The organism is Pseudarthrobacter sp. 1G09, from assembly GCF_050038305.1.
Classification (GTDB): Bacteria; Actinomycetota; Actinomycetes; order Actinomycetales; family Micrococcaceae; genus Arthrobacter; species Arthrobacter equi.
This window is the reverse complement of sequence record NZ_CP188306.1, coordinates 1,141,084-1,166,958: the sequence shown is the minus strand read 5'-3', so window position 1 is coordinate 1,166,958 and position 25,875 is coordinate 1,141,084. Positions and strand designations below refer to the sequence as shown.

The following is a 25,875-nucleotide window of genomic DNA, read 5'->3' as shown; positions in this document are numbered from 1 at the left end:
GGCGGATAGCAGGATGCAGCTGTCTTCGCCGGAGTGCTAGGCGGAAACCTTCGCCGGCACGGCCCCGTCACGGAAGTGTGCCTCAAGGTCCTCAAGCGAGTGGCCCTTCGTTTCCGGGACGAACTTCGCCACGAAGGCCAGCGACGCGACGTTGACCAGGACGAACAGTCCGAAGGTTCCGGTGGAGCCGAGGGCATTGACCACGATGGGGAACAGGAAGGAGATGGCGGCGTTGACGGTCCACAGGGCGAAGACCGCGATTCCCATCGCAAAGCCGCGGATGGCCAGCGGGAACATCTCCGAGAGCAGGAGCCAGACGCAGGTACCGATGAAGCACTGGACGAAAGCCACGAACAGCATCATGGCGGCCAGGATGGTGTAGCTGGCAAGGTCGGACTGCGGCAGGAGGAAGACGATGGCCAGCAACGCCTGCGAACCCACCACGCCGGAGAAGCCGATGACCAGCATTTTGCGGCGGCCCACGAAGCCCAGCAGCCAGATGCCCAGGATGGTCATCAGTACCGAAGTGACGCCGACGCCGATGGTGGCCACAAGCGAGGCACTGACGCCAAGCCCGCTCTTTTCGAGGATGGTGGGTGCGTAGTAGTTGACGGTGTTGATGCCCGTTGCCTGTTGGACGGTGGCCAGGCCGATGCCGATCCACAGCAGCCGGCGCATCCAGGGGTTGTTCTTCAGGTCGCGCCAGGCGTGGCCACGTTCTTCCTTGGCGGTGCGGGCGGTCCGGGCGATTTCCTCGAATTCGGCAGCGGCCTGTTCCGGGGTGCGGCTCATGGCCAGGACGCGGCGGCTGTCTTCGAGCCGTCCGCGGATGGCGTACCAGCGCGGCGATTCGGGGAGCATGAGCATTCCGGCAAGGAGCGCCAAGGCGGGGAGCGAGGCGATGCCCAGCATGGTGCGCCACACTTCGGTGTCGTGGATCAGGGCGTCCAGCAGGGCGTTGATGGCGAAGGCCAGCATCTGGCCGGTCACGATCATGAGTTCATTGATGGTGACCATCCGCCCGCGAAGGTGGGCAGGCGCCATTTCGGCGAGGTACAGCGGACAGGTGACGGCAGCTGCACCAACGCCCAGGCCAAGGACGATGCGGGCACCGACCATGAACGTGACGTTGGGTGCGATGGCACAGCCGATAGCGCCAACCAGGAACAACAGCGCGCAGACCAGCAGCGAGCCGCGGCGGCCCAGTTTGTCCGCCATCCGGCCACCGGCCAGGGCTCCAACGGCGGCACCGGGGAAGAGCAGGGCGCTGACAACTGTGGCTTCTTCGACGGCGGTCATGTTCAGGGAGTCGTTCATGTACAGCAGGGCGCCGGAAATCACGCCGGTGTCGTAGCCGAACAGCAGTCCGCCGAGGGTGGAGATGACGGTCAGGCGGGCCAGATAGCCCCGGCGGGTGGACCCGGCGGCATTGGGTGAAGGTTTCTGCAACAGCATTGTTGCCTCTCAGATTCTCTAAGGACCGGACGGTCTGGAATGTGATGCGTGCCACTAGATTAGAGCGCTCTAATAGCCGGGGTCAAGAGAAAGTCTTAATGTCAGAACAATTTAATTGCGAGGGCGTGGGGCAACTGGCGCGCATCCAGCCTTGACCCAACAACCCCGCCTGCTACGATCGAACCAGAAAGTATGTCCTATCAAGAGAACATATGGCGGCAAGGCGGCTGCGCCCCATCCGGGCGGAACCGGACGCTGCGACCGAGAACAGGAATACACCGTGGCGAACAACCTGGGCCTCAGCATCGACCGCTCCTCCCCCGTGCCGCTCTACCACCAAGTGGTCCAGGGCATCGAGGCAGCCATCCACAGCGGCGTGCTGGAACCGGGCAGCCGGCTGGATAACGAGATCGACCTCGCGGCGCAGCTGAACCTCTCGCGGCCCACCATGCGCAAGGCCATGGACGAGCTGGTGCGCTCCGGGTTGCTGGTGCGCAAGCGCGGCGTCGGAACCCAGGTGGTTTCCAGCCAGGTCCGCCGCCCCCTGGAACTCTCCAGCCTCTATGACGACCTCACCAACAACGGCAAGAAGCCCACCACCGAGGTGCTCAGCTTCTCCCACATTGAGGCCGACGACGCCACCCTGGCCATCCTCCAACTGCCGGCCGGATCCAAGGTGTACCACTTCACCCGGTTGCGGAAAGTGGGCGGGAAGCCGCTGGCCCTGATGGAGAACTGGGTGCGCGACGACATCGCTTCCATGGACGAAGCGATGCTGTCAGCCGAAGGCCTCTACTCGATCCTCCGCCGCGGCGGCGTCAACTTCCGGCTGGCCACCCAGCGGATCGGGGCCGTGACGGCCAACGAGTACCAGGCTTCCATGCTGGATGCAGCCGAAGGTTCGGCGCTGGTCACCATGGAGCGCACCGCGGTAGACGACACCGGCCGTCACATCGAGACCGGGCACCACGTCTACCGCGCCGATTCCTACAGCTTCGAAATGACTCTCGTACAACGCTAAACCGCAAGGAACACACACCATGACCAACTGGGTCTACCCCCTGGGCACCGCCGCCGACGGCTCCTGGGACGTTTCGATCGGAACGTCCGATTCAACCCTCTCCGTGGACGGATGGGCCCACACCGGCCTGAAGGTGGCCACCCTGGCCGCGGGCGCCGCCGTCGAACTTCCCGCCGCGGACGAAGAACGCATCGTGGTACCCCTCAACGGGTCCTTCACCGTGACCGTTGAGGGGACGGCCTATCCGCTGGCAGGCCGCGCGTCCGTGTTCGCTGGCCCCAGCGACGTGCTCTATACCGGCACCGGGCGCGCCGTCACCATCAGCTCGGCCGACGGCGGCCGGGTCGCCGTCGCGACGGCACCCGCCAAGGCCTCGTACCCCACCCGGCTCGTCCCGGCCGCGGAGACGCCGGTGGAACTGCGCGGGGCGGGCAACTGCTCCCGTCAGGTCCACAACTTCGGCACACCGGCCGCGCTCGAAGCGGACCGGTTCATCGTCTGCGAAGTCCTTACCCCCGCCGGAAACTGGTCCTCCTACCCGCCCCACAAGCACGACGAGGAAAAGGACGGCGAAACCCATCTCGAGGAGATCTACTACTTCGAAACGCAGGTGGCCGACGGATCCGGAGCGCCGTCCGACGCCGATGCCATCGGCTACCAGCGCGTCTACGCCTCGGATGAGCGGCCCATCGACGTCTCCGCCGAGGTCCGCACCGGCGACGTCGTCCTGGTCCCTTACGGCTGGCACGGCCCGGCCATGGCAGCCCCCGGTTATGACCTGTATTACCTCAACGTTATGGCGGGCCCCGGGCCCGTCCGGGAATGGCTGATCAGCGACGACCCGCACCACGGCTGGATACGCCAGACCTGGGACACTCAAAACATCGACCCGCGGCTGCCCTTCGGAGCCTAAGGCCGGGCCGGGCCGCCTGCTGGCATAGTGGAGTCTTGTGAAACAGACTTCCCCTTCGCCGCGGTCCGTAACCATGGAGGATGTGGCGCGCGAGGCCGGAGTCAGCCGGGCGCTGGTGTCCCTGGTGATGCGCGATTCTCCCAAGGTCTCTCCCGCTAAGCGGACGGCGGTGCTGGAAAGCGCCGCCGCCCTGGGCTACTCCCCCAACCGGCTGGCCAGCCGGCTGGCGAGCCACCGGACCAACGCCGTCGGAGTCCTCTTCCTCGACCTGCACAACTCCGTCTTCGCCGACATCTATGACGGCCTCAGCGCAGGGCTGGCGGGAAGCGGCAACCAGGTGATGGTCGCCGTCGGCTCCGCTGACCCGGGCGCCGAGATCGAAGCGGTGCGCAACTTCGTGGACTTGCGCGTGGACGGGGTGATCCTGGCTGGCTACACCGGCACCTCCGGGGACCTTGCGGCCGCCCTGCGCGGGACTCCCGGCGTGGTCATCACCCGGGAGATGGAGGTGGACGGCGTCGATTCCGTTTTGACGGACGACTTCCGTTCCGGCGTACTCGCCGTGGAGCACCTCTACGGACTCGGGCACCGGCGGATTGCGCATGTGGACATCTCCGACTGGCTCCCCTATACCGCCCGCCGCGAGGGTTACCTGCACGCCATGGAGGAGCACGGCCTCAAACCCCAGCTGGTGCACAGCGACATGACCGAACGGGGCGGGCGGGCCGTGATGGAACAGTTCCTGGACTCCGGGGCTGAGCCGCCCACGGCAGTCTTTGCGCACAACGACCTCACCGCCATTGGCATCATGGAAGCCCTGGCCTCCCGGGGACTGTCCGTCCCGGGCGACGTGGCGATCGTTGGTTGCGACAACATTGAGTTTGCCGCCTCACCGCTGATTGGCCTGACGTCCATCGACCAGCACGCCAGGGAGCTGGGCAAGGTGGCGGCGCAGGCCATGCTGGACCGTATCGCCGGGACCGGCCGGCCGGCGGCAACCCGCAAGCTGGAACCGGCCCTGATGGTCCGCCGCTCCTCCGACCCCGCAGCCTGATCCCCTGGCTCCCCCGGTTGTTTTTGCCTGCTGGCGAAGCAGCGCGTAGCTGTGCCCGACGGAACCGGGGCAACCCGAAGGGCAAGCAGAGGATGGGTTGCAGGAGGAGATCAGCGAAGCGAGGTCCGTGCAGTAGACCTGGCGTCAGTTCAGAACCCGTCTGCACGGATGTCAGAAGTCACCTGCACTCGCCGACCGTCACACGCTATGCACTGAGGGCGCGCCCCTCTGCGTGCTTGCCATCGGCGTCGTTGGCCATGCCACCTCTTTACCCTTCCATACATCGACGACTATCGATATGCTTAGAGAGGTCGCAGTCATGCTGGTCGCGTTCCCGGAAGGGCGGACTGGATGGGTGAGGCCCTGTGCTTCGGTGTCGAGTCGAATCACCATGAAAGCCAAGGAGAACCGCATGCCTGCTATCCGAATTTACGAATCCGCTCTCTGCTGCGACACCGGCGTGTGCGGCCCCGACGTGGACCAGTCCCTGGTGGACGTGACCGCCAACGTGCGTCATCTCCAGGGCCTCGGCGCCGATATTGCGCGCCACAACCTCGCCAGCGAACCGACCGCCTTCGCGGAGGATGAGACGGTCCGCGGGTTCATGCACCTGGTCGTTTCCAAGGGGCTGCCGCTCACTATCGTCGACGGCGTTACGGTCGCCACCGGCACCTACCCGAGCAGGGGCCAGTTGCTGACTTTCGCCGGGCTCGGCGAACCTGCAGAGGAGCAGCAGCCGCGCCCGGAGCTGGGCCTCACCGAGAAGAAGTCCGGCGGCTGCTGCGGCGGCTCGACGGGGTGCTGCCAGGTCCCGGCGTGAAGTTTCTTGAGAACACGCCCCGGTTCCTGTTTTTCACCGGCAAGGGCGGCGTGGGCAAGACGTCGGTGGCGTGCGCGACAGCGCTCACCCTTGCCAGAGCCGGCAAGAAAGTGCTGCTGGTCAGCACCGATCCCGCCTCCAACGTGGGGCAGGTCTTCGGTATCACCATCGGCAACACCGTGACTCCCATCCCGGAGGTGCCGGGGCTCTCTGCACTGGAAATTGACCCGGAGCAAGCAGCCGAGGCCTACCGTGAGCGGATCATTTCCCCCGTCCGCGGACTCCTTCCCGAGACGGAGCTGGCCGGGATCGCCGAGAGCCTGTCGGGTTCCTGCACTACGGAGATTGCCTCGTTCGACGAGTTCACCAACCTGCTCGCCGATGACAGCTCCTACGGGGAGTATGAGCACATCATCTTCGATACCGCCCCGACAGGCCACACGATCCGACTCCTGCAGCTCCCCGGTTCCTGGACCGACTTTCTGGAAACGGGCAAGGGGAATCCGTCCTGCCTGGGCCCCCTCTCAGGGCTCGAGAAGCATAAACAGGTGTATGCCAAGGCAGTCCAGGCACTTACGGACCCGGCCCGGACCCGCCTCGTGCTGGTCAGCCGGGCCCAGACCTCCTCCCTGAGCGAGATCGAGCGGACGTACCTCGAGCTCAACCAGATCGGAATCAGCGGCGGCTACGTGGTTATCAACGGCGTCCTGCCGCCGGCCGCCGGGGAGGAGGAGCTCGCGCAGGCCCTGCGCGCCCGTGAGGCCTCGGTCATCGCCGCCATTCCCGAGGCGGTCGCCGGCCTTCCCCGCGATGTGCTGGATCTGAAGCAAGGCAACATGGTCGGCGTTCGGGCACTTGAGTCCTTGTTCGCGACCAGCTCCGGTGCCGGTTTCACCGATGACGCAGCTCTGGTCCCCGGAGTTGAAGATGCCCCGCTGGCTGCACTCGTGGACGAAATCGAACTCGACGGCCACGGCCTCGTGATGTGCATGGGCAAGGGCGGCGTGGGAAAAACCACCGTCGCTGCCGCCATCGCGGTCGCCCTGGCAAAACGGGGTCATGCCGTCCACCTCACCACAACCGACCCGGCAGCGCACCTGACCGAAACCCTCCATGGTTCCATCCCGGGCCTGACGGTCTCACGCATCGATCCGGAGGCGGCCATCGAGGAATATCGAAGCCATGTGATGGAGACCAAGGGCAGGAACCTGGACGACGACGGGCGCGCGGCCCTCGCCGAGGACCTGTTATCCCCGTGCACCGATGAGGTCGCGGTGTTCCGGCAATTCTCCAAGGTCGTTCAGGAATCCCGCCGGCATTTCGTGGTGATTGACACCGCACCGACGGGCCACACCCTGCTGCTGCTGGACGCCACGGGTTCCTACCACCGCGAGATCGCACGCCAGGTCGGCGCCACCATGGGGTTCGTGACGCCGCTCATGCGGCTCCAGGACCCGGCCCAGACGAAGGTCGTTCTCGTCACCCTGGCCGAAACCACGCCCCTGCTGGAAGCCCAGGAGCTGCAGGATGACCTGGAGCGGGCCGGAATCCACCCGTGGGCGTGGGTGATTAACAACTCGATCGCCGCCGCACACCCACAGACGTCGTTCCTGCGGGCCCGCGCCGCGAGCGAAACTGAACAGATCACGAAGGTCCACACCCTGACGGACCGGGTCGGTCTCATTCCCATGCTGGCCGAAGAACCCGTCGGCGAAGAGAAGTTGTCGGCACTGACAGCCCTCAGCTCCCATCCCGCCTGACCGGAATCCCGCCCCGCCCCGCGTGAGGCGGGGGCTGGAGCCCGTCCTGCTAGCGGCCCGGGTCCCGGGCCAGCAGCACTTCGACGTCGCGGACAGCGGCTTCCAGCCTGGCAATCGTGTCGCGCTGGATCGCCCGCAGGTACTCAGCATCCGACTCACCGTCCTGAACCCAGTCGTCGTCGCCGGGTGAATCCATGGTTTGGCGGGTGTTGGCGATTGCCGTCCTGATGTTTTCCAGTGCCGCCCGTAGCCGGTCCTCGGTGGTGGGAGCCTCGGTGTCCATCGTGTTCTTACTGGTTGGGGTCCTGCGCCGGTGGGCACCCGCGCGAAGAACTAGGGGAACTGTGTGCGCCGTTCGATCAGAACCGTATCCCGCCATTGGCCCGCGGCAGGGCCGTGAGACATCAGGGCAATTTTTTCCCGTCGCCCTACCGCCCTGAAGCCGTGGGCGAGGTGCAGCGTCATGCTTGCCTCGTTTTCGGGGAAGATGCTCGCCTGGAGGGTCCAAATGCCGTCGATCTCCGTCGATGCAATCAAGGACCGAAGAAGGAGTGCGCCTATTCCACGGCCGCGGGCCGCATCGGAAATGTAGATGGAGTGTTCCACCACGCCCGAGTACACCGGTCGGGCGGAAACGGCCGAAACGGCCGCCCAGCCGAGAATCCCTCGGGACGGCGCCTGCGCCACCAGGCGGTGGGCTGCGAGCCGCGACGCGTCGAATCGGCGCCAGTCCGGCGCCTCGACCTCGAAGGTTGCGTGTCCGGTCGCGATTCCCTCGCTGTAGATCCTGCGGACCTCCGGCCAATCCGATGCCCGCATCGCCCGCACAGTGACCCCAGGCGCCGGCTCGGAGATCACAGGGACGCCAGGAGGCCGGCCGTCCGCTCCATGGCCCCGGGCACCAGGGAGTAATACGCCCAAGTGCCGCGCTTCTCACGGTGCAGCAGCCCGGCATCCACCAGGATTTTCAGGTGGTGCGACACGGTCGGCTGACTCAGGTCCAGCGGCTCGGTGAGGTCACAGACGCAGGCCTCCCCGGCCCCGGCGCCTTTGACAATCGAGAGCAGGCGCAGTCGGTTGGGATCGGACAGGGCCTTGAATATCAGGGCCTTCTGCTGGGCTTCCTCTGCACTCAGACCAGACGTGTCCGACGGTGCACAGCAGGCCTCGTCGAGGCCCGGCTCAATAGTTTGCAGAGAATTCATGTGTCTATTATGCACACAGATTGACATTCATCGATATTGTTGTGAATACTCTATATCGATAGCCATCAATTTAGCGCAGCACCGCACAGGAGTCCCGTGAACACCCAGACTGACCCGTCGCCCACTCGTGAAGGGGAGGCCGCCGTCGTCGGCAGGCTTTCCACCCTGGACAGGTTCCTGCCGGTATGGATCATCGCCGCCATGGCCTTGGGCCTGCTGCTGGGCAGCTTTATCCCAGGGCTGAACACCGCGCTCGAGGCCGTCAAGATCGGTGAAGTGTCGCTGCCTATCGCCGTGGGCCTGCTGGTGATGATGTACCCGGTCCTGGCAAAGGTCCGCTACGACCAGGCGCACCGCGTCATCGGCGACCGCAAACTCATGATCACCTCGCTGGTCCTCAACTGGGTGCTGGCCCCGGCGTTCATGTTCGCCCTGGCCTGGATCTTCATGCCGGATCTCCCGGAGTACCGCACGGGACTGATCATTGTGGGCCTGGCCCGGTGCATCGCCATGGTGATGATCTGGAACGACCTCGCCTGCGGCGACCGGGAAGCCGCCGCCGTGCTGGTGGCCATCAACTCCGTCTTCCAGGTCATCGCGTTTGGAGCCCTAGGCTGGTTCTACCTGCAGCTGCTGCCGTCCTGGCTGGGCCTGCCCACTACCAGCGCGGACTTCTCCTTCTGGGCCATCACCGCATCCGTGCTGGTGTTCCTGGGTATCCCGCTGCTGGCCGGCTTCCTCACCCGGACCATCGGTGAAAAAGCCAAGGGCCGCGACTGGTACGAAGGAACGTTCCTGCCGAAGCTGGGCCCGTGGGCGCTGTACGGTCTGCTTTTCACCATCACCCTGCTCTTCGCCCTGCAGGGCGGCACCATCACATCCCGCCCGCTGGACGTGGTCCGGATCGCCCTGCCGCTGCTGGTCTACTTCCTCGTGGTCTTCGGCGCCGGCATGGCCATCGGCAAGTGGCTCGGCCTCGGCTACGCCAAGACCACCACGCTCGCTTTCACAGCCGCGGGAAACAACTTCGAGCTCGCCATCGCCGTGGCGATCGGCACCTTCGGCGTCACCTCGGGGCAGGCCCTCGCCGGCGTCGTCGGACCCTTGATCGAAGTTCCCGTCCTTGTTGCACTGGTGTACGTGGCCCTCTGGGCCCGCAAACGCTACTTCACCCCGACCCCGCATTCCGCCTAACCCCCAAGAAACTTCAGGAGAAACCCATGAGCACCGAAACCACCAAGAAGCCCTCCGTCCTGTTCGTCTGCGTCCACAACGCCGGCCGCTCCCAGATGGCCGCCGCCTTCCTCACTACCCTCTCCAACGGCGCCATCGAGGTCCGCTCCGCCGGGTCCGCCCCCGCGGACAAGGTCAACCCGGCAGCCGTCGAGGCCATGGCCGAACTCGGCATCGACATGTCCGCCGAGATCCCCAAGGTCCTCACCACCGAAGCCGTCAAGGAATCCGACGTCGTCATCACCATGGGCTGCGGCGATACCTGCCCCATCTTCCCCGGCAAGCGCTACGAGGACTGGGAACTCGAAGACCCAGCCGGCCAGGGCGTCGACGCCGTCCGCCCGATCCGCGACGATATCAAGACCCGCATCGAGGGCCTCATCGCCTCCCTCACCCCCGCCGCCAAGTAACCAGAACCAGGAGCCTCTCGTGAGCACCCAACAGCTGATCATCATCGGCTCCGGCCCCGCCGGCTACACCGCCGCGATCTACGCCGCCCGCGCCGGCTTGGCACCGCTCGTCATCGCCGGCGCGGTCACCGCGGGAGGTGCGCTGATGAACACCACCGAGGTGGAGAACTTCCCCGGCTTCCCCGGCGGCATCCAGGGCCCGGAACTGATGGACGGGCTCCAGCAGCAGGCCGAGAAATTCGGCGCGCAGGTGGTGTTCGACGACGTCACCGAAGTCACGCTCACCGGCCACCTCAAACGTGTGGTCACCGGCGCCGGCGAGACGCACGAGGCGCCCGCCGTCATCCTCGCCACCGGCTCCGCGTACAAGGAGCTCGGACTGGCCGAGGAGAACAAGTTCAGCGGTCACGGGCTTTCATGGTGCGCCACCTGCGACGGGTTCTTCTTCCGCGACCAGGACATCATCGTCGTCGGCGGCGGCGACTCGGCCATGGAGGAGGCGACGTTCCTCACCCGCTTCGGCAAGACCGTGACCGTCGTCGTGCGCAAGAACGAGCTGCGTGCGTCCCGGATCATGGCCCAGCGAGCCAAGGACAACCCCAAGATCCGCTTCGCCTGGAACTCCGCCATCACCAAGATCCACGGCGAGTCCAAGGTCACCGGCGTCACCCTGACCGACACCATCACCGGTGAAACCCGCGAACAGGCCGCCTCCGGCATCTTCGTAGCGATCGGACATGTCCCGCGGACCGAACTGCTGCACGGCCAGGTGGACCTCGACGCCGAGGGCTACATCAAGGTGGACTCCCCCACCACCGTCACCAACCTCTCGGGCGTCTTCGCCTGCGGTGACGCCGTGGACCACCGCTACCGCCAGGCCATCACCGCCGCCGGTACCGGCTGCTCCGCCGCCCTCGATGCCGAACGCTACCTCGCGGCGTTGGACGACGCGGACAGCATCGCCACCGCCCTGGTCGAGGAACCCACCCACGCCTGACCCCCACAGATGAAACAGGGCTCCACCGCCTGCCGGTCCCACGAGGACCGGCGGGCCCCCAGAAAAACCGACCACCCCACCGGATGAAACAGAGGAAACCATGGCTGTAACCACCAACCTTCCCGTAGCTGTCATCGGAGCCGGCCCAGTCGGCCTCGCCGCGGCAGCCCACCTGCTCGAGCGCGGCCTGGAGCCGCTGATCCTCGAGGCCGGCCCGACGGCGGGCGCCGCCATCGAGCAGTGGCGCCATATCCGGCTGTTCTCCCCGTGGCAGTACAACACCGACGCCGCCGCGGCACGCCTGCTCGCCGCGACCGGCTGGGAAGCGCCTGAGCCGTCCGCGCTGCCCACCGGCGGCGACCTGATCGACCGGTACCTCACCCCGCTCGCATCGCTTCCCGAGATCGCGTCCCGCCTGCACACCGGTGCCCGCGTCATCGCCGTAACCCGCCTCGGGATGGACAAGACCCACAGCCGGAACCGCGACGCCACCCCGTTCGTGGTCCGGGTCGAACACGCCGACGGCGTAACCCGCGACTACCAGGCCGCCGCCGTCATCGACGCCTCCGGGACCTGGTCCACCCGCAACCCGCTCGGCACCTCCGGCCTGCCCGCGGTTGGCGAAGCCGCCGCGGCTGCACACATCTCCTCGCCCCTACCGGACGTCCTGGGACGCGACCGGGCAGCCTTCGCCGGCCGCACCGCCGTCGTCATCGGCGCCGGCCATTCCGCAGCCAACACCCTGATCAACCTCTCCGAACTCGCCGCCCGGGTCCCCGGAACCAGAATCGTCTGGGCAATCCGCGGCGCCTCCGCGGCCAAGGTCTACGGCGGCGGCGACGCCGACGGCCTCGCCGCGCGCGGCCAGCTCGGCAGCAGGCTCCGCGCCCTGGTCGAGAGCGGCGCCGTAGAACTGCACACCGGCTTCGGCATCGCCGGACTCGCCGCCGCCGACGGCGCCGTCACGCTGACCTCCACCGACGGCCGCACCCTCGGCGCCGACGTCGTGGTCCCGGCCACCGGGTTCCGCCCGAACCTGGACATGCTCCGGGAACTCCGGCTGGAACTCGACCCCGGCGTGGAAGCACCCCGCGAGCTCGGCCCGCTGATCGACCCCGAGTTCCACTCCTGCGGCACCGTCGAACCGCACGGCGCGAAGATGCTGGCCCACCCGGAGCAGGACTTCTACATCGTCGGAATGAAGTCCTACGGCCGGGCCCCCACCTTCCTGCTGGCCACCGGCTACGAACAGGTCCGCTCCGTCGCCGCAGCCCTCGCCGGAGACCGCGAAGCAGCCGACACCGTCCAGCTCGAACTCCCCGAAACCGGCGTCTGCTCCTCCGACATCGGCACCAGCTGCGACGTCCCCGCCGCCGTACCTGCAGGCTTCGTTGCCGAAACCTCCGGCGGCTGCTGCGGAACGCAAGAACCCGTCCTTGTCGGATTCCCCACCGGACTGGCCCACGGCCGCTCCGGCGAAAACTGAGCAGGCCGCGCCCTTTCGTCACCAAACCACACTGGAGTGCTGACATGACTGACCCCCCTGACCATGGCCTGGGCCTGCAGGACAACACCGAGGTCCTGCACCGGATCACAGCGCGGCTGGCAGACCGGTTTGCCGGTGTGTTCGCCGCGGAGACAGTCGAACGCTACGTCTTCGAGTCCTACACGGCCCTGGCCCGGACCGCGAAGATTACCGCCTACCTGCCGTCCACCACGGAGCACTTCGCCAGTGACCGGCTCAATGCCCTGGCCAGATCCAAGGGCGCCGTCACCTCCGAGGTCCCCGAAGTCCTGTTCGTCTGCGTGCAGAACGCTGGCCGGTCCCAGATCGCCGCAGCACTGCTGAATGTCGAGGCCAAGGGCCGGATCCGGGTCCGGTCCGCCGGCTCCCAGCCCGCGGCCGAACTGGACCCAGCCGTCGTCGCGGCGATGTCCGAAATGGGGCTGGACCTGACCCGGGACTACCCCAAGCCCCTCACCGATGACGTCGTTCGTGCCTCCGATGTGGTGATCACGATGGGCTGCGGTGACTCCTGTCCGATCTACCCGGGCAAACGCTATGAGGACTGGGACCTGGCAGACCCGGCGGGGCTGCCCGTTGCGGCCGTGCGGATCATCCGCGACGAGATCCACGACCGGGTCAAGGCACTGGCCGCATCGCTGCTCACCACGCCCCACGCAGACAAGGAAGAATCAAACCCATGACCGAGACCACGAAAACGCCCGGCGTCCTGTTCGTCTGCAGCAAGAACGGTGGAAAGTCCCAGCTGGCCGCCGGACTGATGAACCAGCACGCGAACGGGACCGTCACCGTCTACTCCGCCGGGACCAAACCCGGTACATCGCTGAACCCCCAGGCCGTGGAGTCCCTGGCCGAACTCGGCATCGACATCACCGGCGAACACCCCAAGCCCGTGACCACTGAGGTACTGGACGCGGTCGACATCGTCATCGTCCTGGGCAACGAGGCAAAAGTCGATGTCCCCGCGGGCACCCGGCTCGAGGTCTGGGATACGGACGAGCCCTCCGAGCGCGGCATCGAAGGCATGGAGCGCATGCGCCTTGTCCGGGACGACATCAAGACCCGGGTCCGGAAGCTTTACGCGGAGCTCACCGGGAACTAGGCCATGCCCGCCCGCTGATGATCGGCGGATCCCTCGTCGGACCGCTGGCCCTGGCCATGGTGGGGCTGGCGCCGAACCTGCCCGTGTTCTTTGCGGCGTGGCTGGTCGCTAAGCTCAGGACAGCTGCTCCCGTGGCGGCGGCGTCCATCGGATCTGATTTACCGATTGCCCGGCGGCCTCGGGCGTTCATTCGTGGAGCTTCGGCCACGTCATAACCGGCGTCGCCTACTGCCCTGGCCAGACGTGCACCATAAGAACCGATACCCTCAACGGCCCAAAGGCTGGCCGTATCCCCGCCTGTCCGTCGGCCTACCCAGGCAAGCGCGCGAGAAATCCCGGTCGAGGTGGTCGGGAACTGCTCGCACGCGACCTGTCGCTTGGTGCTGGCCTCGATGATGGCGCAGGTGTGGGTGCCACCCTCCTTCCTTTCGAATGGGCATGACTGGTCGCATCATGACCGGCGCAACACTGCCCGCTAGTCCCAGACCAGCCACGTCAAGACTCACAGACGTTTTTGTCCACGTGGTTTTATCCAGTTGGGCAGGCTTCCGGACGCCAGTCCTGCGTACCTGGACAACGGTTTTAGACGCGGACCGCGCCTGCAGCCTCCGCCGACGCCCCGCCCGGGGCTTCGGCCGGCGCATCGATGCGGGTTTTGCTCCGCTTGGCAGCCGCCGCAGCAAAGGCCATGACGGCCACGCCCGCCAGGGTGATGACAGCCCCGGCCCAAATGGGGGACGTGTAGCCGAAGCCGGCCGTGATGGTGACGCCGCCAAGCCAGGCGCCCAGGGCGTTCCCCACATTGAAGGCGCCGATGTTGGCGCCCGAGGCCAGGGTAGGCGCACCCGGGGCGTACTTCATGACCCGCATCTGCAGCCCCGGCACGGTGGCGAAGCCGAAACCTCCCATCAGCACCAGGGAGACCACGGTCAGCACGGGGTTGGCTGCCACCAGGGCGAACGCCACCAGGACCACAGCCAGGAAGGCGAGCACCACCAGCAGGGTGCGGTCCACGTTCCGGTCGGCAGCCTTGCCACCAAGGGTGTTGCCGGCGAACAGCCCGACGCCGAACACAATCAGGAGCCAAGGGACGGTTGAGGCAGCGAATCCCGACACTTCTGTGAGGGTGTAGGCGATGTAGGTGAACGCGCCGAACATGCCGCCGAACCCCAAGACAGTGACCACGATGGACAGCCACACCTGGCCGGAGCGGAACGCGCCAAGCTCTGAACGCAGGCTTCCCCCGGATTCTGCTGCGGCGGCCTGCCGGGGCACCAGCGCCAGGATGCCGGCGAGCGCCGCCATACCGATCACGGTGATGGCCCAGAAGGTGGCCCGCCATCCGGCGGCCTGGCCCAGCAGGGTGCCAAAGGGGACTCCCAGCACATTGGCGGCAGTAAGCCCGGTGAACATCAGGGCGATGGCACCGGCCTTCCTGCTCGGCGGAACCATGCCGGCAGCCACCACTGCCCCGATGCCGAAGAAGGCGCCGTGCGAGAGCGCGGCGATGACCCGGCCCAGCATCATGGGCCAGTAGTCAGCAGCCGTTGCGGACAGCAGGTTCCCGGCGATGAACAGGACCAGCAGGCCGGCCAGGACCGGCTTGCGCTCCAGTTTGGTCACGGCCGCCGTCAACCCCAGGGCGCCCACCACTACGGCGAGCGCGTAACCCGAGATAAACCATCCCGCGGACGCCTCGCTCACCCCGAAGTCGGCGGCAACGTCAGGCAGGAGCCCCGCGATAACGAATTCGGTGAGTCCAATGCCAAACCCTCCAAGGGCGAGGGCAATCAGGCCAACAGGCATGGTGATGCTCCTTTGAGCTGTTCTGGTTGTTCTGAGGGGGAATGGCGCCTAAAATAATTGCAGGCGCGGTATTTATTGTTGCACATGCAAATATACCGCGCAAGCAACTATTTAGGTGTTGCCGGCAGCGGTCCTCCGCAGCCGCGCACCGGAAGGAGTATCCATGGGCATCAAGGACGACGCCGTCGAGGTCCGTGCGCAGGGCTGGCGCACCCTGGCGGCCCTGCACGGCCTGATCGAGGGCGAGCTGGAACGGTCCCTTCAAGCGGAGTCCCAACTGTCCGTGGTGGAGTACACCGTCCTGGACGCATTGAACCGGCAGGACGGCTGGCATATGCGCATGCAGCAGCTGGCCCGGGCCACGGCCCTTAGCCCCAGTGCCACCACCCGTTTGGTGAGCCGGCTCGAGGACCGGGGCCTGCTGACCAGGATCCTCTGCGACGACGACCGGAGGGGCATCTACACCGAGCTCACCCCCATCGGCAGCACGCTGCTGGCCGAAGCCCGCCCGGTCCACGACGCCACCCTGGAACGTGCCCTTGAACATGCGCAGGCGCTGCCGGAACTTGCACCCCTGGTGGGTGCGCTTCCCACGCTTCACGTTCCGGCGTAGTCACGGCCCAACGTTCCAGCACCAACAGAAGATGCCCCTCCGGGAATCACCGGAGGGGCATCACCTGTTGTGGCGCAACGATAAGCGGCCGGGCTAGTTCGGTTTGCCGGCGGCGGCCCCGGGCTTCTGCCCGGCAACGTTCTTGAAGTAATGCTCCAGGTCCTCGAGGCTCTTGTCCTTGGTCTCCGGAACGTACTTCGCGGCGAACGCGATGGCGCCCACACCCAGCACGGCGAAAACAAAGAACGTGTTGGACAGCCCGATGGCCGCCATGAGCTGGGGGAACCCAAAGCCCACCAGGAAGTTGATGATCCAGAGCACGAAAGCGGACGCCCCCATGCCCAGGCCCCGGATCTTCAACGGGAAGATCTCGGACAGCATCAGCCAGGTGACCGGTGAAATGGCGCCCTGCTGGAAGGCCAGGAACGTCACGGTGAGCGCAAGGATAGCGAAACCCCGCACGGAGCCTTCCGGCAGGATCAGTGAGAAGAGCCCGATCAGCAGCAGCGCCGTCGTCGTACCGACCTGTCCGGTGATGAGCATCCTGCGGCGCCCCACTTTGCCTAGTAACCAAATGCCGACAAACGTGGCCAGCACCGAGATGACGCCGTTGGCGATGTTGGCGGTCAGGGCCGCTTCGCGGCCGAAGCCGGATTCCGACAGAATCTGGGTGCCGTAGTACATGATGGAGTTCACGCCGGTGATCTGCTGGATCACTGCCAACCCGAGGCCCACAAAGAAGATCCGGCGGAGCCACGGGATGCCCAGGTCCTTCCAAGTGCCCATCTTGGACTTGTAGTCCTCCACGGCCATGGCCTTGACTTCCTCGAACTCCTTTCTGGCCTCCTCCTGGGACCGGATCCGCTGCAGCACGCTGAGCGTTTCGCCGAAGCTGCCCATGGAAGCGAGCCAGCGGGGGCTCTCGGGCATGAAGTTCATCCCGATCCACAGCGCGATGGCAGGAAGGGTGGCGATCACCAGCATCCAGCGCCAGATGCCGCCGGCCTCGCCGAAGGTGTTGCCGAGGTAGGCGTTGAAGATAAAGGCCAGTAGCTGGCCGGTGACGATCATCAGCTCGTTCTGCGTCACGATCCGCCCGCGCCGGTCGCTCGGTGACACTTCCGCAAGGTAAACCGGGACGGTCACCGAGGCGCCGCCCACGGCCAGGCCCAGGATGAACCTCGCGGCGATCATCACTTCGGTGGTCGGGGAGAACGTGCAGGCGAGCGTGCCGGCCAGGAAGATGACGGCCAGGACCATGATCATCTTGCGGCGGCCGTTGCGGTCGGCCAGCCGGCCGCCGAACAGTGCACCAAAGGCCGCACCGAACAGCAGCGAGGATGTCACCAGGCCCTCGGTGAGCGGCGTCAGGCCGAGGTCCTCCTGCATGTACGGCAGCGCGCCGTTGATCACGCCCGTGTCATAACCGAACAGCAGGCCGCCGAACGTAGAGATGATGGTGACTGTCCGGAGCGCCTTCTTGTGGTTCCCGGGCTTGGTTTCCGTATGCGCAGGCACACTCATACGCTGACCTTCTGGACGTACTGCTGGATGGTGTCCAGCTGGTACCGGGACACCTCGTCAGCGTTGTCGTCCTCGGCGAAGACGCTCGAGACCATCACGGTATCCTCGCGGTCGAGGAAGCCGATTTCCTTCAGCCCCCCGAAGAACTCGTCCCAGTTCACGTCTCCGTCGCCGACCTTCAGGTGCTGGTGGACGCGGACCGGGTTGCCCGGAGGGTTGGTGATGTAGCGCAGGCCGTGCGAGGCATGGTGGTCCATGGTATCGGCCACGTGGACCAGCCGCAGCTTGTCCCCCGCCGCGCGCATGATCTCCAGCGGCTGGTTCTTCATGTGGAAGCTGTGCGAGGCCACGTAGACCATGCCCACGTTCTTCGAGTTCACGCCCCGGATCACGCGGATGGCCGCCAGGCCCTCTTCCACGAAGTCGTCGGGGTGGGGGTCGATCAACAGGTCGATGCCCTCACGCTCGATGATGGGCAGCAGTTCCTCCATTGAACGGTAGAACGCACGCTCGGATTCCTCGGCCTTTTCGGGGCGGCCGCTGAACTCGGTGTTCATAGTGCTGACGCCCAGGTCCACGGTGATTTGGATGGCACGCTTCCAATAGCGGACGGCTGCCTCGCGGGCATCCTCGTCCGGACCGGACCACCGAAGCACCGGCAGAACCGATGCGATCTCAATTCCGGCGTCGCGGCAGGCCTTCTTCAGCTGGCCAACCAGGTCGTCGTCGGCCTTCGGGTGGTTGAAAAACGGGATGAAGTCCGCGTGCGGGGTCATCTGCATGTACTTGTAGCCAAGGTCCGCCACCACCTTGGGAAACTCCAGCAGGCTGTGCGAGTGGTGGAACGGGGTGGGGTCAAGTGCGATTTTCACGAAAAACACTCCATTGTGGATCAGTCAGGGGAACGGAAAAGGGACGGAATGCTTCCGTCCCCTTCTCCTGTCCTAGTTGTAGAGGTCGGGCTTGGCAGCCAGTTTGACGGCGACCTTTTCGCCGTTCTTCTGTGCTTCGACGCCGGCTTCGCAGCAGGCTGCGGTGGCGTACCCGTCCCAGGCGGTCGGACCGCCGATTTCGCCCTTGAGTGCAGCGTCAACCCACGACTGGATTTCGACGTCGTACGCCGCGCCAAAGCGCTCTTCGAAGCCGGGCGTGACGTTGCCGCCCCAGCGGCCGGCGCTGCGGGTGTAGGGCCCCTTGTCGCCGCCGATGCTGACGATGCCGTCTTCGAAAGCGGCCTGCGTGGCAACCTCGTAGCCGAACTTGGCGTTGACGTAGATCTCGACGTCGGCCAGGACACCGGACTCGGTCTCCAGCAGGACGTGCTGCGGGTCGTGCTGGCCGGCCGGAGCGTTCTTGGTGGCCTTGCCCAAACGGACCTGGATGCTGGTGATTTCCTCGCCGGTGAAGTATCGGATGGCGTCGAACTCGTGGACCACGGAGTCGTTGATCAGCATCTCGTTGGTGAACCCCGCCGGGGTGGTGGGGTTGCGGTGCTGGTGGTGCAGCATCAGCAGTTCGCCCAGTTCGTGGTCGCGGATGATCTTGCCCAGCGAAGCGTACTCGGCGTCAAAGCGGCGCATGAAACCTACCTGGATCCGCTTGTGGCCCAGTGCCACCTCGGCCTCGACGATCTTCCAGGAGGATTCGGCGTCGGGCGTGAGCGGCTTTTCGCAAAGGATCGGGATGTCCTTGGCAATCGCCTTGAGCAGGATGTCCTCGTGGAGGAAGCCGGGGGTGGCGATCAGGACGGCGTTGACGTCGCCGTTGTTCAGGGCTTCCTCGGCGTCGGCGAGGGCTACAGCGCCCGGGATGCCTTCGATGGCGGCCTGGGCACGTGCGAGGTCGACGTCGACGACGGCGGCAACTTCAGCTCCGTGAATACGCTTGTTGAGGCGCTGGATGTGGTCGGCGCCCATGCGGCCTGCGCCGATGACGGCGACGCGAAGGATTTCAGTCATTGTTCTGTCCTTTGGGATCTGGAGGGAGTGGGCTGTGCTGGTCCGTCAGTTGACGGCGGTGCGGGAACCGCAGGACAGCAGGTAGTTGCGGGTGCGCTTGGCGATCGGCATAGGCACGTCGAAGGCCACCGGGTACATGTCCTGCTCCACAATGCCGAAGATGGGCCGGTCCAGCGCTTCCACGGCTTCGATGACCGCACGGAGGTCCGGCAGGCCGTTGGGCGGTTCGGTCATGACGCCGGCCAGGTTAGCAGCTGCCCACGTCATGTTTTCCTCGTTGACCTTCTTGAGGATGTCCGGGTTGATCTGCTTCAGGTGCAGGTAGCCGATCCGGTCCGGGTAGTTCTTGATCAGGTCCAGGCTGGAGGCACCACAGTATTCGGCGTGCCCGGTGTCCAGGCAGAGGTTCAGGTACTGCGGGTCAGTGGCGCCGAGCAGTGTTTCGATGTCTTGCTGGGCACCCACGTGGGAGTCAGCGTGGGAGTGGAACTGCTGCTGCAGGCCAAAGTCCTCGAGCAGGGTCTTGCCCAGGCGGTTGTGTCCGGTAAACAGGTCGCTCCAGGCCTTCTCGCTCAGGGTGCCGCTTTCCACCGCTTCACCGGTGACGTCGTCCCGCCACATGGCCGGGATGACCACGATGTGCTCACCGCCCATTGCCGCGGTGAGTTCGGCGACCTTGCGTGCCGGCTCCCAGGCGGTTTCCCATTGGTCCAGGCCGCGATGGAAGGCGGTGAACACGGTGCCGGCGGAGATCTTGAGGTCACGGGCCTTGAGCTCTTCCGCCAGACGGGTCGGATCCGCGGGAAGGTAGCCATACGGGCCCAGTTCGATCCACTTGTAGCCGGACTCCACCACTTCGTCCAGGAAGCGTTCCCACGGGGTCTGCTTGGGGTCGTCCGGGAACCAGACTCCCCAGGAGTCCGGTGCCGTGCCGATGATCAGCTTGTTCTCAGTCATGACAGCGTTGTCTCTCTCTGGTGTCAGTTGGAGGGGAAGTTGTAGGAGGCGCCGGAGGCGTGGTGGGTTTCGGGCCAGCGGGAGGTGATGACCTTGCCGCGGGTGTAGAACGATACGCCTTCGGGGCCGTAGATGTGCTTGTCGCCGAAGAGGGAAGCCTTCCAGCCGCCGAAGGAGTGGTAGGCCACCGGGACGGGCAGGGGCACGTTGATGCCGATCATGCCGACCGTGACGGAACGCTGGAACTTGCGGGCGGCGGCGCCGGAGGAGGTGAAGATGGCGGTGCCGTTGCCGTAGGGGTTGGCGTTGATGAGGGCGATTCCGTCTTCGAGGGTGTCGACGCGGACCACGACGAGGACGGGTCCGAAGATTTCCTCCTGGTAGGCGGTCATTTCGGTCTTGACGTGGTCAAGGACGGTGGGGCCCACCCAGAAGCCGTCTTCGTGACCGGGGACCACGAGGTCGCGGCCGTCAACCACCATTGCGGCGCCGGCATTCTCGGCTTCGGTGACGATCCGAAGGATGCGTTCCTTGGAGACGGGGGTGATGACCGGGCCCATTTCGGCGTCGGGTTCGGTGCCGTTGTTGACCTTGACGGCTTCGGCGCGTTCCTGGACCTTGGCGACGAGGGCGTCGGCGGCCTCCCCGACGGCAACGGCGACGGAGATGGCCATGCAGCGTTCGCCGGCGGAGCCGAACGCTGCTGCGGCCAGGTGGTCGGCGGCGTTGTCGAGGTCGGCGTCGGGAAGGATGATGGCGTGGTTCTTCGCCCCGCCCAGGGCCTGGACGCGCTTGCCGTGCTTGGTGGCGGTCTCGTGGACATACTGTGCGATCGGGGTCGAACCAACAAAGCTGATGCCGTCCACGTCCGGGTGGGTCAGGAGCCCGTCCACGGTTTCCTTGTCACCATGCAGGACCTGGAACACGCCGTCAGGCAGGCCGGCCTGCTTCCAGAGCTTGGCGAGCAGCAGGGAGGCGGAGGGATCGCGTTCGGAGGGCTTGAGGATGAACGCGTTGCCGGTGGCGATGGCCATCGGCGCCATCCAGAGCGGCACCATGACAGGGAAGTTGAACGGCGTGATGCCGGCGACCACGCCGAGGGGTTCGCGGAAGGAGAAGACGTCGATCCCGGTGGAGACCTGGTCGGAGTAGTCGCCCTTGAGGAGGGTGGGGACGCCGCAGGCGTATTCGATGACTTCGAGGCCGCGGCCGATTTCGCCCTTGGCGTCGGAGAGGACCTTGCCGTGCTCGGCGGTGACCAGTTGGGCGAGTTCGTCCACGTGGGCGGCGACGAGTTCACGGAACTTGAACAGAACAGCGGTGCGCTTGGCCAGGGAAATGTCGCCCCAGGTATCGGCAGCGGCGCGGGCGGCCGCGACGGTGGCGTCCAGGTCGGCGCGGTTGGCCAGGCGCAGCTCGGCAGAGACCTGGCCGGTGGCCGGGTTGTAAACCGGGGTGGTGCGGTCACCAACACCTGCGGTTTCGGCGCCGTTGATGAAGTGGTTGATGACGGTGGTTTCGGTGGTTGTGGCAGTCATGGGACTCTTCCTTGAGTGGTTCGAAGGGGATGGAGGTACAGGGTCAGCCGAGTAGTTTGCGCTGGCGGGACTTGTGGTCGGCGTAGGTCTGGAAGGCCTGCTTGGTGGAATCCAGTTCGGACACCTGGGAGACGGGGACATCCCACCAGGATTCCGACGACGGCGCGTCCAGCAGGGGGTCGGATTCAACGTGGATCAGGATGGGCCCGGTTCCTTCCGGGGCAGCCTTCGCGTCGCGCACAGCCTGTTCGAGTTCGGCGATGACCTTCTCGCCCGGTTCGATCCGGATGACCTTCACACCAAGGGACTCCGCATTGAGGGCCAGGTCCACGGGCAGGGTCTCCCCCGCGTCGAAGCTGTGCTGCTCTTCGTTCAGTGCCCGGTACTGGGTGCCGAAGCGCTGCGAGCCCAGCATCTCGGAGAGCGAGCCGATGGACGCATAGCCGTGGTTCTGGATCAGCACCACGATCAGTTTGATGCGCTCCGCGACGGCGGTGACCAGCTCGGTGTGCATCATCAGGTAGGAACCGTCGCCCACCATCACGACGACGTCCCGCACCTCCGCGCCTGGCTCGCCTGCCGCCGTCGTACTTTTCGCTTCGGCGAGGGCTGCTCGCTTGACGCCGAGGCCGCCGGGGATCTCGTAGCCCATGCAGGAGTAGGCGTATTCGACGTGGTAGCCGAACGGGTCGCGGACGCGCCACATCTTGTGCAGGTCACCGGGCAGGGACCCGGCGGCGCAAATCACGACGTCCCGGGCGTCCATGGCCCGCGAGGTGGCCCCGATAATCTCGTTCTGGGCCGGCAGCGGGGTGTAGCGGGTGTCGAATGCCTCGTCCACCGTGGCATCCCAGCGCTTCTTCTCGGAGGCAATCTGCTGTTCGAGGTCGGCGCCGATCCGGTAGCCGCCCAGGGCAGCGTTGAGCTTGACCAGTGCCTTGCGGGCATCGGCGACGATCGGCAGCGTAGTGCCGTGCTTGTACGCGTCGATCGGGGCAACGTTGATGTTCACGAAGCGCACGTCCGGGTTTTGGAAAGCGGTCCGGGAAGCGGTGGTGAAGTCCTCGTAGCGGGTGCCGATGCCGATGATCAGGTCCGCCTCGGCAGCAATGGCGTTCGCCGCCGTGGTGCCGGTGGAACCGATCGCGCCGAGGGACTGCTGGTGGTCCCAGGGCAGGACGCCGACGCCGGCCTGCGTGTTGCCCACCGGAATGCCGGTCAGTTCGGCGAACTTCGCCAGTTCGTCGTTGGCGTAGGCGTACAGGACACCGCCGCCGGCAATGATCAGCGGACGCTTCGCGGAGCGGATCGCTGCGACGGCGCGGGCGATGTCGTCATCGTCGGCATCGGGGCGGCGGATCCGCCACTCGCGCTCAGCCAGGAACTCCTCGGGGACGTCGAAGGCCTCGGCCTGGACATCCTGCGGCAGCGAAATAGTCACAGCACCGGTCTCGGCCGGGTCGGTGAGGACGCGCAGGCCGTGGTGGAAGGCGGAGAACAGCTGCTCCGGCCGGTTCACGCGGTCGAAGAACTTGGACAGCGGCCGGAACGCATCATTAACCGTGATGTCGTAGGCGTAGGGCTGCTCCAGCTGCTGCAGTACGGGGTCCGCGGCCCGGGTGGCAAACGTGTCACTGGGCAGCAGCAGCACGGGCAGGCGGTTGGTGGTGGCCAACGCGGCACCGGTCAGCAGGTTCGAGGAACCGGGGCCGATGGAGGTGCTGACCGCGTAGGTCTGGCGGCGGCGGGTGTGCCGGGCGTAGCCGACGGCCTGGTGGACCTGGGCCTGTTCGTTGCGGCCCTGGTAATACGGCATGATGGCGGGGTCCAGCTGCTGGTACTGCTTCAGCGCCTGGCCTACACCGGCCACGTTGCCGTGCCCGAAGATCCCGAAGGTCCCGGGGATGAGCCGCTCGCGGTAGTCCACCCCGTTGATGGAGTCGACGGTGTACTGCTTGGAAAGGTATTCGACGACGGCCTGGGCCACCGTCATCCTGCGCGTAGTTGTGCCCATGGCGGTTTACTCCGGAATTTCTGAGGTGTGGTGCAGGAGCGAGGCTGCGCTGGCGACGGCGCCGGCAACGTCCCCGTCCTCGGGGTAGAGCAGCGTCCGGCCTACGGTGAGGCCCTGGACGCCGGGCAGGGACAGGGCAGCTCCCCAGGTGGCGAAGACTTCGTCCTGGGACCCTTCCGGATCCCCGCCCAAGAGGACGGTGGGCATGGTTGTGGCAGCCATGACGCGTTCCATTTCCGCTACGACCGGGAGTTTCATCCACGTGTAGGCGCTGGTGGAACCGAGGCCTTCTGCGATGCCGATGGACTTGATCACCGCGTTGGTGGACAGGTCATTGCGTACCCTGCCGTTTTCACGGACGGACAGGAAAGGCTCCACCATGGCGATCAGCTTCCGCTCCGCCAGTGAATCGATGGCTTTGGCGGTGGCCTCGAGGGTGGCGACGGTATCCGGGTCGCCCAAGCAGATGCGGGTCAGCATCTTGCCGCCGTCGGCACCGAGCGCTTCAAGGGCGGCCGCGGTGTGGCCGGTGAACCGGTCATCGAACTCATTGACCAGACCGGCCAGGCCGCCGCGGTTCATCGACCCGAAGACCAGCTTGCCGTCGAGGGCGCCCAGCAGGAGCAAGTCATCCATGATGTCCGGGGAGGCCAGGATTCCGTCCACGGCCGGGTTGGCCAGGGCGATCTGCAGGCGGTCCAGCAGCTGGCGGCGGTCTGCCATGGCCACAGGATCCGATCCGACGGCCAGTGCACCCCGGGCGGGGTGGTCTGCGGCGACGATGAAGTTCTGCCGGCCGGCCTTCAGGCCCGGGTGGCGGCGGCGTGACTTGGCCGCACGGGCCACGGCTTCAGGGTCTTCCAGCCGGATGGTGCTCAGGTGCTCGTACCGGCGGGGATCATCGTCCACGGCCCGGCCAGTGCTAACGGGGGTGAGGGTCACAGTGCTGCTCCTTCGGGAATGGAGGCGTCGGAAACGGCACCCGGCACGGTGCGGCCGCGTTCGGCCAGCAGGGAGGTGACTTCCTCCGGCGTCGGCATGGCATCAGCGCAGGAGAGGCGGGATGCGACAATGGCGCCGGCGGCGTTGGCGTAGTCCAGCACCTGTTCGAGCGGCCAGCCCGAGAGCAGGCCGTGGCAGAAGGCACCGCCGAACGAATCCCCGGCGCCGAGTCCATTCAGGGTTTCCACCGGGACTGGTGCGGAGACGACGCGCTCGGTGCGGGTCTTGGCCATGACGCCCTCGGCGCCCAGCTTGACGACGGCGATCTCCACGCCGGCGGCGAGCAGGCGGTCCGCCTGCTCGTCGGGGGTTCCCTCCCCCACTGCGACGGCGCATTCCTTGTCGTTGCCGATGGCGACGGTAACGTGCGGCAGAATCTTGGCGACCTCGGCCCGGGCTTCCTCCTCGGAGGCCCAGAACATCGGCCGGTAATCCAGGTCCAGGATGGTGAACTGGCCCTCAGCGAGCCCGGTACGCGGGCGGGCCTCGTGTGCGGCGATGTGGGCACTGCGGCTGGGCTCCTGGCAGAGGCCCGTGACAGTGGACCAAAAGATCCCTGCCTCGCGGATCGCGTCCAGGTCCAGCTCTTCGGCTTTGATCTGCAGGTCCGGCGCCGTGGGGAAGCGCCCGTAGAAGTAGAGCGGGAACTCGTCCGTGGCGGGCTTGATGGCGCAGAAGGTGACAGCGGTGGGCCACTCCCGAACCGGCGTCACGAAGGTGTCATCGACGTTGAACTTGTGCAGCTCGCGGTGCAGGTAGGTGCCGAACGCGTCATCCCCGGTGCGGGTGATGACGCCGGCCCGGCGGCCGTGCCGGGCGGCGGCAACGGCAACGTTCGAGGGCGAACCGCCCAGGTACTTGCCGAAGGAGTTAACGTCCTCCAGGCCAACCCCGATGTCGTTCGGGTAAATATCAACGCTGATGCGCCCGATCGTAAGAAGCTCATGGGTCACGGTGATCGTGGACCT

Annotated in this window: 25 protein-coding genes and 1 pseudogene; 12 read left to right on the top strand and 14 right to left on the bottom strand. The window is 66.1% G+C overall.

The genetic code is table 11. From position 1 onward, the window contains the following. Positions 1-36: 36 nt before the first annotated feature. Entirely contained in the window at positions 37-1,455 is a 1,419-nt protein-coding gene (locus tag ACP3TD_RS05460; protein WP_426765933.1) for a sugar porter family MFS transporter, read from the bottom strand. A 280-nt stretch (positions 1,456-1,735) separates the two neighbouring features. Between ACP3TD_RS05460 and ACP3TD_RS05455 the strand changes: the two genes are divergently transcribed. The 5 genes from ACP3TD_RS05455 to arsA all read left to right on the top strand — a co-directional run bounded on the left by ACP3TD_RS05455 (position 1,736) and on the right by arsA (position 7,023). Then, positions 1,736-2,476, top strand: coding sequence for a GntR family transcriptional regulator (locus ACP3TD_RS05455; protein WP_091718525.1), 741 nt, complete (start codon positions 1,736-1,738; stop codon positions 2,474-2,476). A 19-nt stretch (positions 2,477-2,495) separates the two neighbouring features. Beyond that, complete coding sequence (gene iolB, locus ACP3TD_RS05450; protein WP_426765931.1) at positions 2,496-3,389, top strand: 5-deoxy-glucuronate isomerase; 894 nt, start codon at positions 2,496-2,498, stop codon at positions 3,387-3,389. A 37-nt stretch (positions 3,390-3,426) separates the two neighbouring features. Then, on the top strand, positions 3,427-4,443 hold the full coding sequence (locus ACP3TD_RS05445; protein ID WP_426765929.1) for a LacI family DNA-binding transcriptional regulator: 1,017 nt from the start codon (positions 3,427-3,429) through the stop codon (positions 4,441-4,443). A 412-nt stretch (positions 4,444-4,855) separates the two neighbouring features. After that, positions 4,856-5,263, top strand: a complete 408-nt coding sequence (gene arsD, locus ACP3TD_RS05440) for an arsenite efflux transporter metallochaperone ArsD (protein ID WP_426765928.1) — start codon at positions 4,856-4,858, stop codon at positions 5,261-5,263. Then, positions 5,260-7,023, top strand: coding sequence for an arsenical pump-driving ATPase (arsA, locus tag ACP3TD_RS05435; protein ID WP_426765926.1), 1,764 nt, complete (start codon positions 5,260-5,262; stop codon positions 7,021-7,023). Before arsD ends, arsA begins: the two co-directional genes overlap by 4 nt. Positions 7,024-7,072: 49 nt before the next feature. Here arsA and ACP3TD_RS05430 read toward each other — a convergent pair whose 3' ends face one another. The 3 genes from ACP3TD_RS05430 to ACP3TD_RS05420 are packed head-to-tail and all read right to left on the bottom strand — an operon-like array spanning position 7,073 to position 8,228. Then, positions 7,073-7,306, bottom strand: coding sequence for a hypothetical protein (locus ACP3TD_RS05430; protein WP_426765925.1), 234 nt, complete (start codon positions 7,304-7,306; stop codon positions 7,073-7,075). Between the two features lie 50 nt (positions 7,307-7,356). Then, positions 7,357-7,842: an N-acetyltransferase family protein gene (locus ACP3TD_RS05425; protein WP_426765923.1), complete on the bottom strand. Its 486-nt coding sequence runs from the start codon at positions 7,840-7,842 to the stop codon at positions 7,357-7,359. Between the two features lie 35 nt (positions 7,843-7,877). Next, a complete protein-coding gene (locus ACP3TD_RS05420) occupies positions 7,878-8,228 on the bottom strand; it encodes an ArsR/SmtB family transcription factor (RefSeq protein WP_426765922.1) in 351 nt (116 codons plus the stop codon). Positions 8,229-8,324: 96 nt separating this feature from the next. On the opposite strand from ACP3TD_RS05420, the gene arsB reads away from it, so the two are divergent. The 6 genes from arsB to ACP3TD_RS05390 all read left to right on the top strand — a co-directional run bounded on the left by arsB (position 8,325) and on the right by ACP3TD_RS05390 (position 13,495). Next, positions 8,325-9,422, top strand: coding sequence for an ACR3 family arsenite efflux transporter (gene arsB, locus ACP3TD_RS05415; protein WP_426765920.1), 1,098 nt, complete (start codon positions 8,325-8,327; stop codon positions 9,420-9,422). Between the two features lie 26 nt (positions 9,423-9,448). After that, positions 9,449-9,871, top strand: a complete 423-nt coding sequence (locus ACP3TD_RS05410; RefSeq protein WP_426765919.1) for an arsenate reductase ArsC — start codon at positions 9,449-9,451, stop codon at positions 9,869-9,871. 19 nt (positions 9,872-9,890) lie between these two features. Continuing rightward, positions 9,891-10,868, top strand: coding sequence for a thioredoxin-disulfide reductase (trxB, locus tag ACP3TD_RS05405; protein ID WP_426765917.1), 978 nt, complete (start codon positions 9,891-9,893; stop codon positions 10,866-10,868). Positions 10,869-10,968: 100 nt separating this feature from the next. Continuing rightward, positions 10,969-12,354, top strand: a complete 1,386-nt coding sequence (locus ACP3TD_RS05400) for an FAD-dependent oxidoreductase (RefSeq protein ID WP_426765915.1) — start codon at positions 10,969-10,971, stop codon at positions 12,352-12,354. A 44-nt stretch (positions 12,355-12,398) separates the two neighbouring features. Beyond that, positions 12,399-13,076 (top strand): arsenate reductase ArsC, encoded by a 678-nt coding sequence (locus ACP3TD_RS05395; RefSeq protein ID WP_426765913.1) that lies wholly within the window; start codon positions 12,399-12,401, stop codon positions 13,074-13,076. Beyond that, the gene (locus tag ACP3TD_RS05390) at positions 13,073-13,495 is read left to right on the top strand and encodes a low molecular weight phosphatase family protein (RefSeq protein ID WP_426765911.1); all 423 of its coding nucleotides are present in this window, start codon (positions 13,073-13,075) and stop codon (positions 13,493-13,495) included. Before ACP3TD_RS05395 ends, ACP3TD_RS05390 begins: the two co-directional genes overlap by 4 nt. Here the strand turns inward: ACP3TD_RS05390 and ACP3TD_RS05385 are convergent. Together ACP3TD_RS05385 and ACP3TD_RS05380 are read right to left on the bottom strand one after the other, a co-directional pair. Continuing rightward, positions 13,482-13,895 (bottom strand): annotated as a pseudogene (locus ACP3TD_RS05385) (hypothetical protein); the annotation flags it as partial. The gene ACP3TD_RS05390 and the pseudogene ACP3TD_RS05385 overlap by 14 nt on opposite strands. Positions 13,896-14,077: 182 nt before the next feature. After that, positions 14,078-15,301 carry an MFS transporter gene (locus tag ACP3TD_RS05380; RefSeq protein WP_426765910.1) on the bottom strand — a complete coding sequence of 408 codons (1,224 nt, stop codon included), beginning with the start codon at positions 15,299-15,301 and terminating at the stop codon, positions 14,078-14,080. 163 nt (positions 15,302-15,464) lie between these two features. Between ACP3TD_RS05380 and ACP3TD_RS05375 the strand changes: the two genes are divergently transcribed. After that, positions 15,465-15,914 carry a MarR family winged helix-turn-helix transcriptional regulator gene (locus tag ACP3TD_RS05375; RefSeq protein ID WP_426765909.1) on the top strand — a complete coding sequence of 150 codons (450 nt, stop codon included), beginning with the start codon at positions 15,465-15,467 and terminating at the stop codon, positions 15,912-15,914. A gap of 93 nt (positions 15,915-16,007) precedes the next feature. Here the strand turns inward: ACP3TD_RS05375 and ACP3TD_RS05370 are convergent, their stop codons facing one another. The 8 genes from ACP3TD_RS05370 to iolC all read right to left on the bottom strand — a co-directional run bounded on the left by ACP3TD_RS05370 (position 16,008) and on the right by iolC (position 25,860). Further along, positions 16,008-17,438: a sugar porter family MFS transporter gene (locus ACP3TD_RS05370; protein WP_426765907.1), complete on the bottom strand. Its 1,431-nt coding sequence runs from the start codon at positions 17,436-17,438 to the stop codon at positions 16,008-16,010. Beyond that, positions 17,435-18,310, bottom strand: coding sequence for a sugar phosphate isomerase/epimerase family protein (locus ACP3TD_RS05365; RefSeq protein ID WP_426765906.1), 876 nt, complete (start codon positions 18,308-18,310; stop codon positions 17,435-17,437). Before ACP3TD_RS05365 ends, ACP3TD_RS05370 begins: the two co-directional genes overlap by 4 nt. Positions 18,311-18,382: 72 nt before the next feature. Beyond that, complete coding sequence (locus ACP3TD_RS05360) at positions 18,383-19,396, bottom strand: Gfo/Idh/MocA family protein (RefSeq protein WP_426765905.1); 1,014 nt, start codon at positions 19,394-19,396, stop codon at positions 18,383-18,385. A 45-nt stretch (positions 19,397-19,441) separates the two neighbouring features. Beyond that, positions 19,442-20,353, bottom strand: a complete 912-nt coding sequence (locus ACP3TD_RS05355; protein WP_426765903.1) for a sugar phosphate isomerase/epimerase family protein — start codon at positions 20,351-20,353, stop codon at positions 19,442-19,444. Positions 20,354-20,376: 23 nt separating this feature from the next. Then, on the bottom strand, positions 20,377-21,891 hold the full coding sequence (locus ACP3TD_RS05350) for a CoA-acylating methylmalonate-semialdehyde dehydrogenase (protein WP_426765902.1): 1,515 nt from the start codon (positions 21,889-21,891) through the stop codon (positions 20,377-20,379). A gap of 43 nt (positions 21,892-21,934) precedes the next feature. Then, positions 21,935-23,905, bottom strand: a complete 1,971-nt coding sequence (gene iolD / locus ACP3TD_RS05345) for a 3D-(3,5/4)-trihydroxycyclohexane-1,2-dione acylhydrolase (decyclizing) (protein ID WP_426765901.1) — start codon at positions 23,903-23,905, stop codon at positions 21,935-21,937. A 6-nt stretch (positions 23,906-23,911) separates the two neighbouring features. After that, positions 23,912-24,847 carry a Cgl0159 family (beta/alpha)8-fold protein gene (locus ACP3TD_RS05340; RefSeq protein ID WP_426765899.1) on the bottom strand — a complete coding sequence of 312 codons (936 nt, stop codon included), beginning with the start codon at positions 24,845-24,847 and terminating at the stop codon, positions 23,912-23,914. Then, complete coding sequence (gene iolC / locus ACP3TD_RS05335) at positions 24,844-25,860, bottom strand: 5-dehydro-2-deoxygluconokinase (RefSeq protein ID WP_426765897.1); 1,017 nt, start codon at positions 25,858-25,860, stop codon at positions 24,844-24,846. The genes ACP3TD_RS05340 and iolC overlap by 4 nt, the downstream gene beginning before the upstream one ends. Positions 25,861-25,875 lie beyond the last annotated feature (15 nt).

Coding starts and splice junctions, on each gene's coding strand:
- ACP3TD_RS05360 (WP_426765905.1), bottom strand. CDS start 19,396: ATGACTGAAATCCTTCGCGTCGCCGTCATCGGCGCAGGCCGCATGGGC.
- iolD (WP_426765901.1), bottom strand. CDS start 23,905: ATGGGCACAACTACGCGCAGGATGACGGTGGCCCAGGCCGTCGTCGAA.
- ACP3TD_RS05395 (WP_426765913.1), top strand. CDS start 12,399: ATGACTGACCCCCCTGACCATGGCCTGGGCCTGCAGGACAACACCGAG.
- ACP3TD_RS05460 (WP_426765933.1), bottom strand. CDS start 1,455: ATGCTGTTGCAGAAACCTTCACCCAATGCCGCCGGGTCCACCCGCCGG.
- ACP3TD_RS05410 (WP_426765919.1), top strand. CDS start 9,449: ATGAGCACCGAAACCACCAAGAAGCCCTCCGTCCTGTTCGTCTGCGTC.
- ACP3TD_RS05370 (WP_426765907.1), bottom strand. CDS start 17,438: ATGAGTGTGCCTGCGCATACGGAAACCAAGCCCGGGAACCACAAGAAG.
- ACP3TD_RS05420 (WP_426765922.1), bottom strand. CDS start 8,228: ATGAATTCTCTGCAAACTATTGAGCCGGGCCTCGACGAGGCCTGCTGT.
- ACP3TD_RS05350 (WP_426765902.1), bottom strand. CDS start 21,891: ATGACTGCCACAACCACCGAAACCACCGTCATCAACCACTTCATCAAC.
- ACP3TD_RS05375 (WP_426765909.1), top strand. CDS start 15,465: ATGGGCATCAAGGACGACGCCGTCGAGGTCCGTGCGCAGGGCTGGCGC.
- ACP3TD_RS05400 (WP_426765915.1), top strand. CDS start 10,969: ATGGCTGTAACCACCAACCTTCCCGTAGCTGTCATCGGAGCCGGCCCA.
- ACP3TD_RS05430 (WP_426765925.1), bottom strand. CDS start 7,306: ATGGACACCGAGGCTCCCACCACCGAGGACCGGCTACGGGCGGCACTG.
- ACP3TD_RS05380 (WP_426765910.1), bottom strand. CDS start 15,301: ATGCCTGTTGGCCTGATTGCCCTCGCCCTTGGAGGGTTTGGCATTGGA.
- ACP3TD_RS05425 (WP_426765923.1), bottom strand. CDS start 7,842: ATGCGGGCATCGGATTGGCCGGAGGTCCGCAGGATCTACAGCGAGGGA.
- arsD (WP_426765928.1), top strand. CDS start 4,856: ATGCCTGCTATCCGAATTTACGAATCCGCTCTCTGCTGCGACACCGGC.
- iolB (WP_426765931.1), top strand. CDS start 2,496: ATGACCAACTGGGTCTACCCCCTGGGCACCGCCGCCGACGGCTCCTGG.
- ACP3TD_RS05390 (WP_426765911.1), top strand. CDS start 13,073: ATGACCGAGACCACGAAAACGCCCGGCGTCCTGTTCGTCTGCAGCAAG.
- ACP3TD_RS05355 (WP_426765903.1), bottom strand. CDS start 20,353: ATGACTGAGAACAAGCTGATCATCGGCACGGCACCGGACTCCTGGGGA.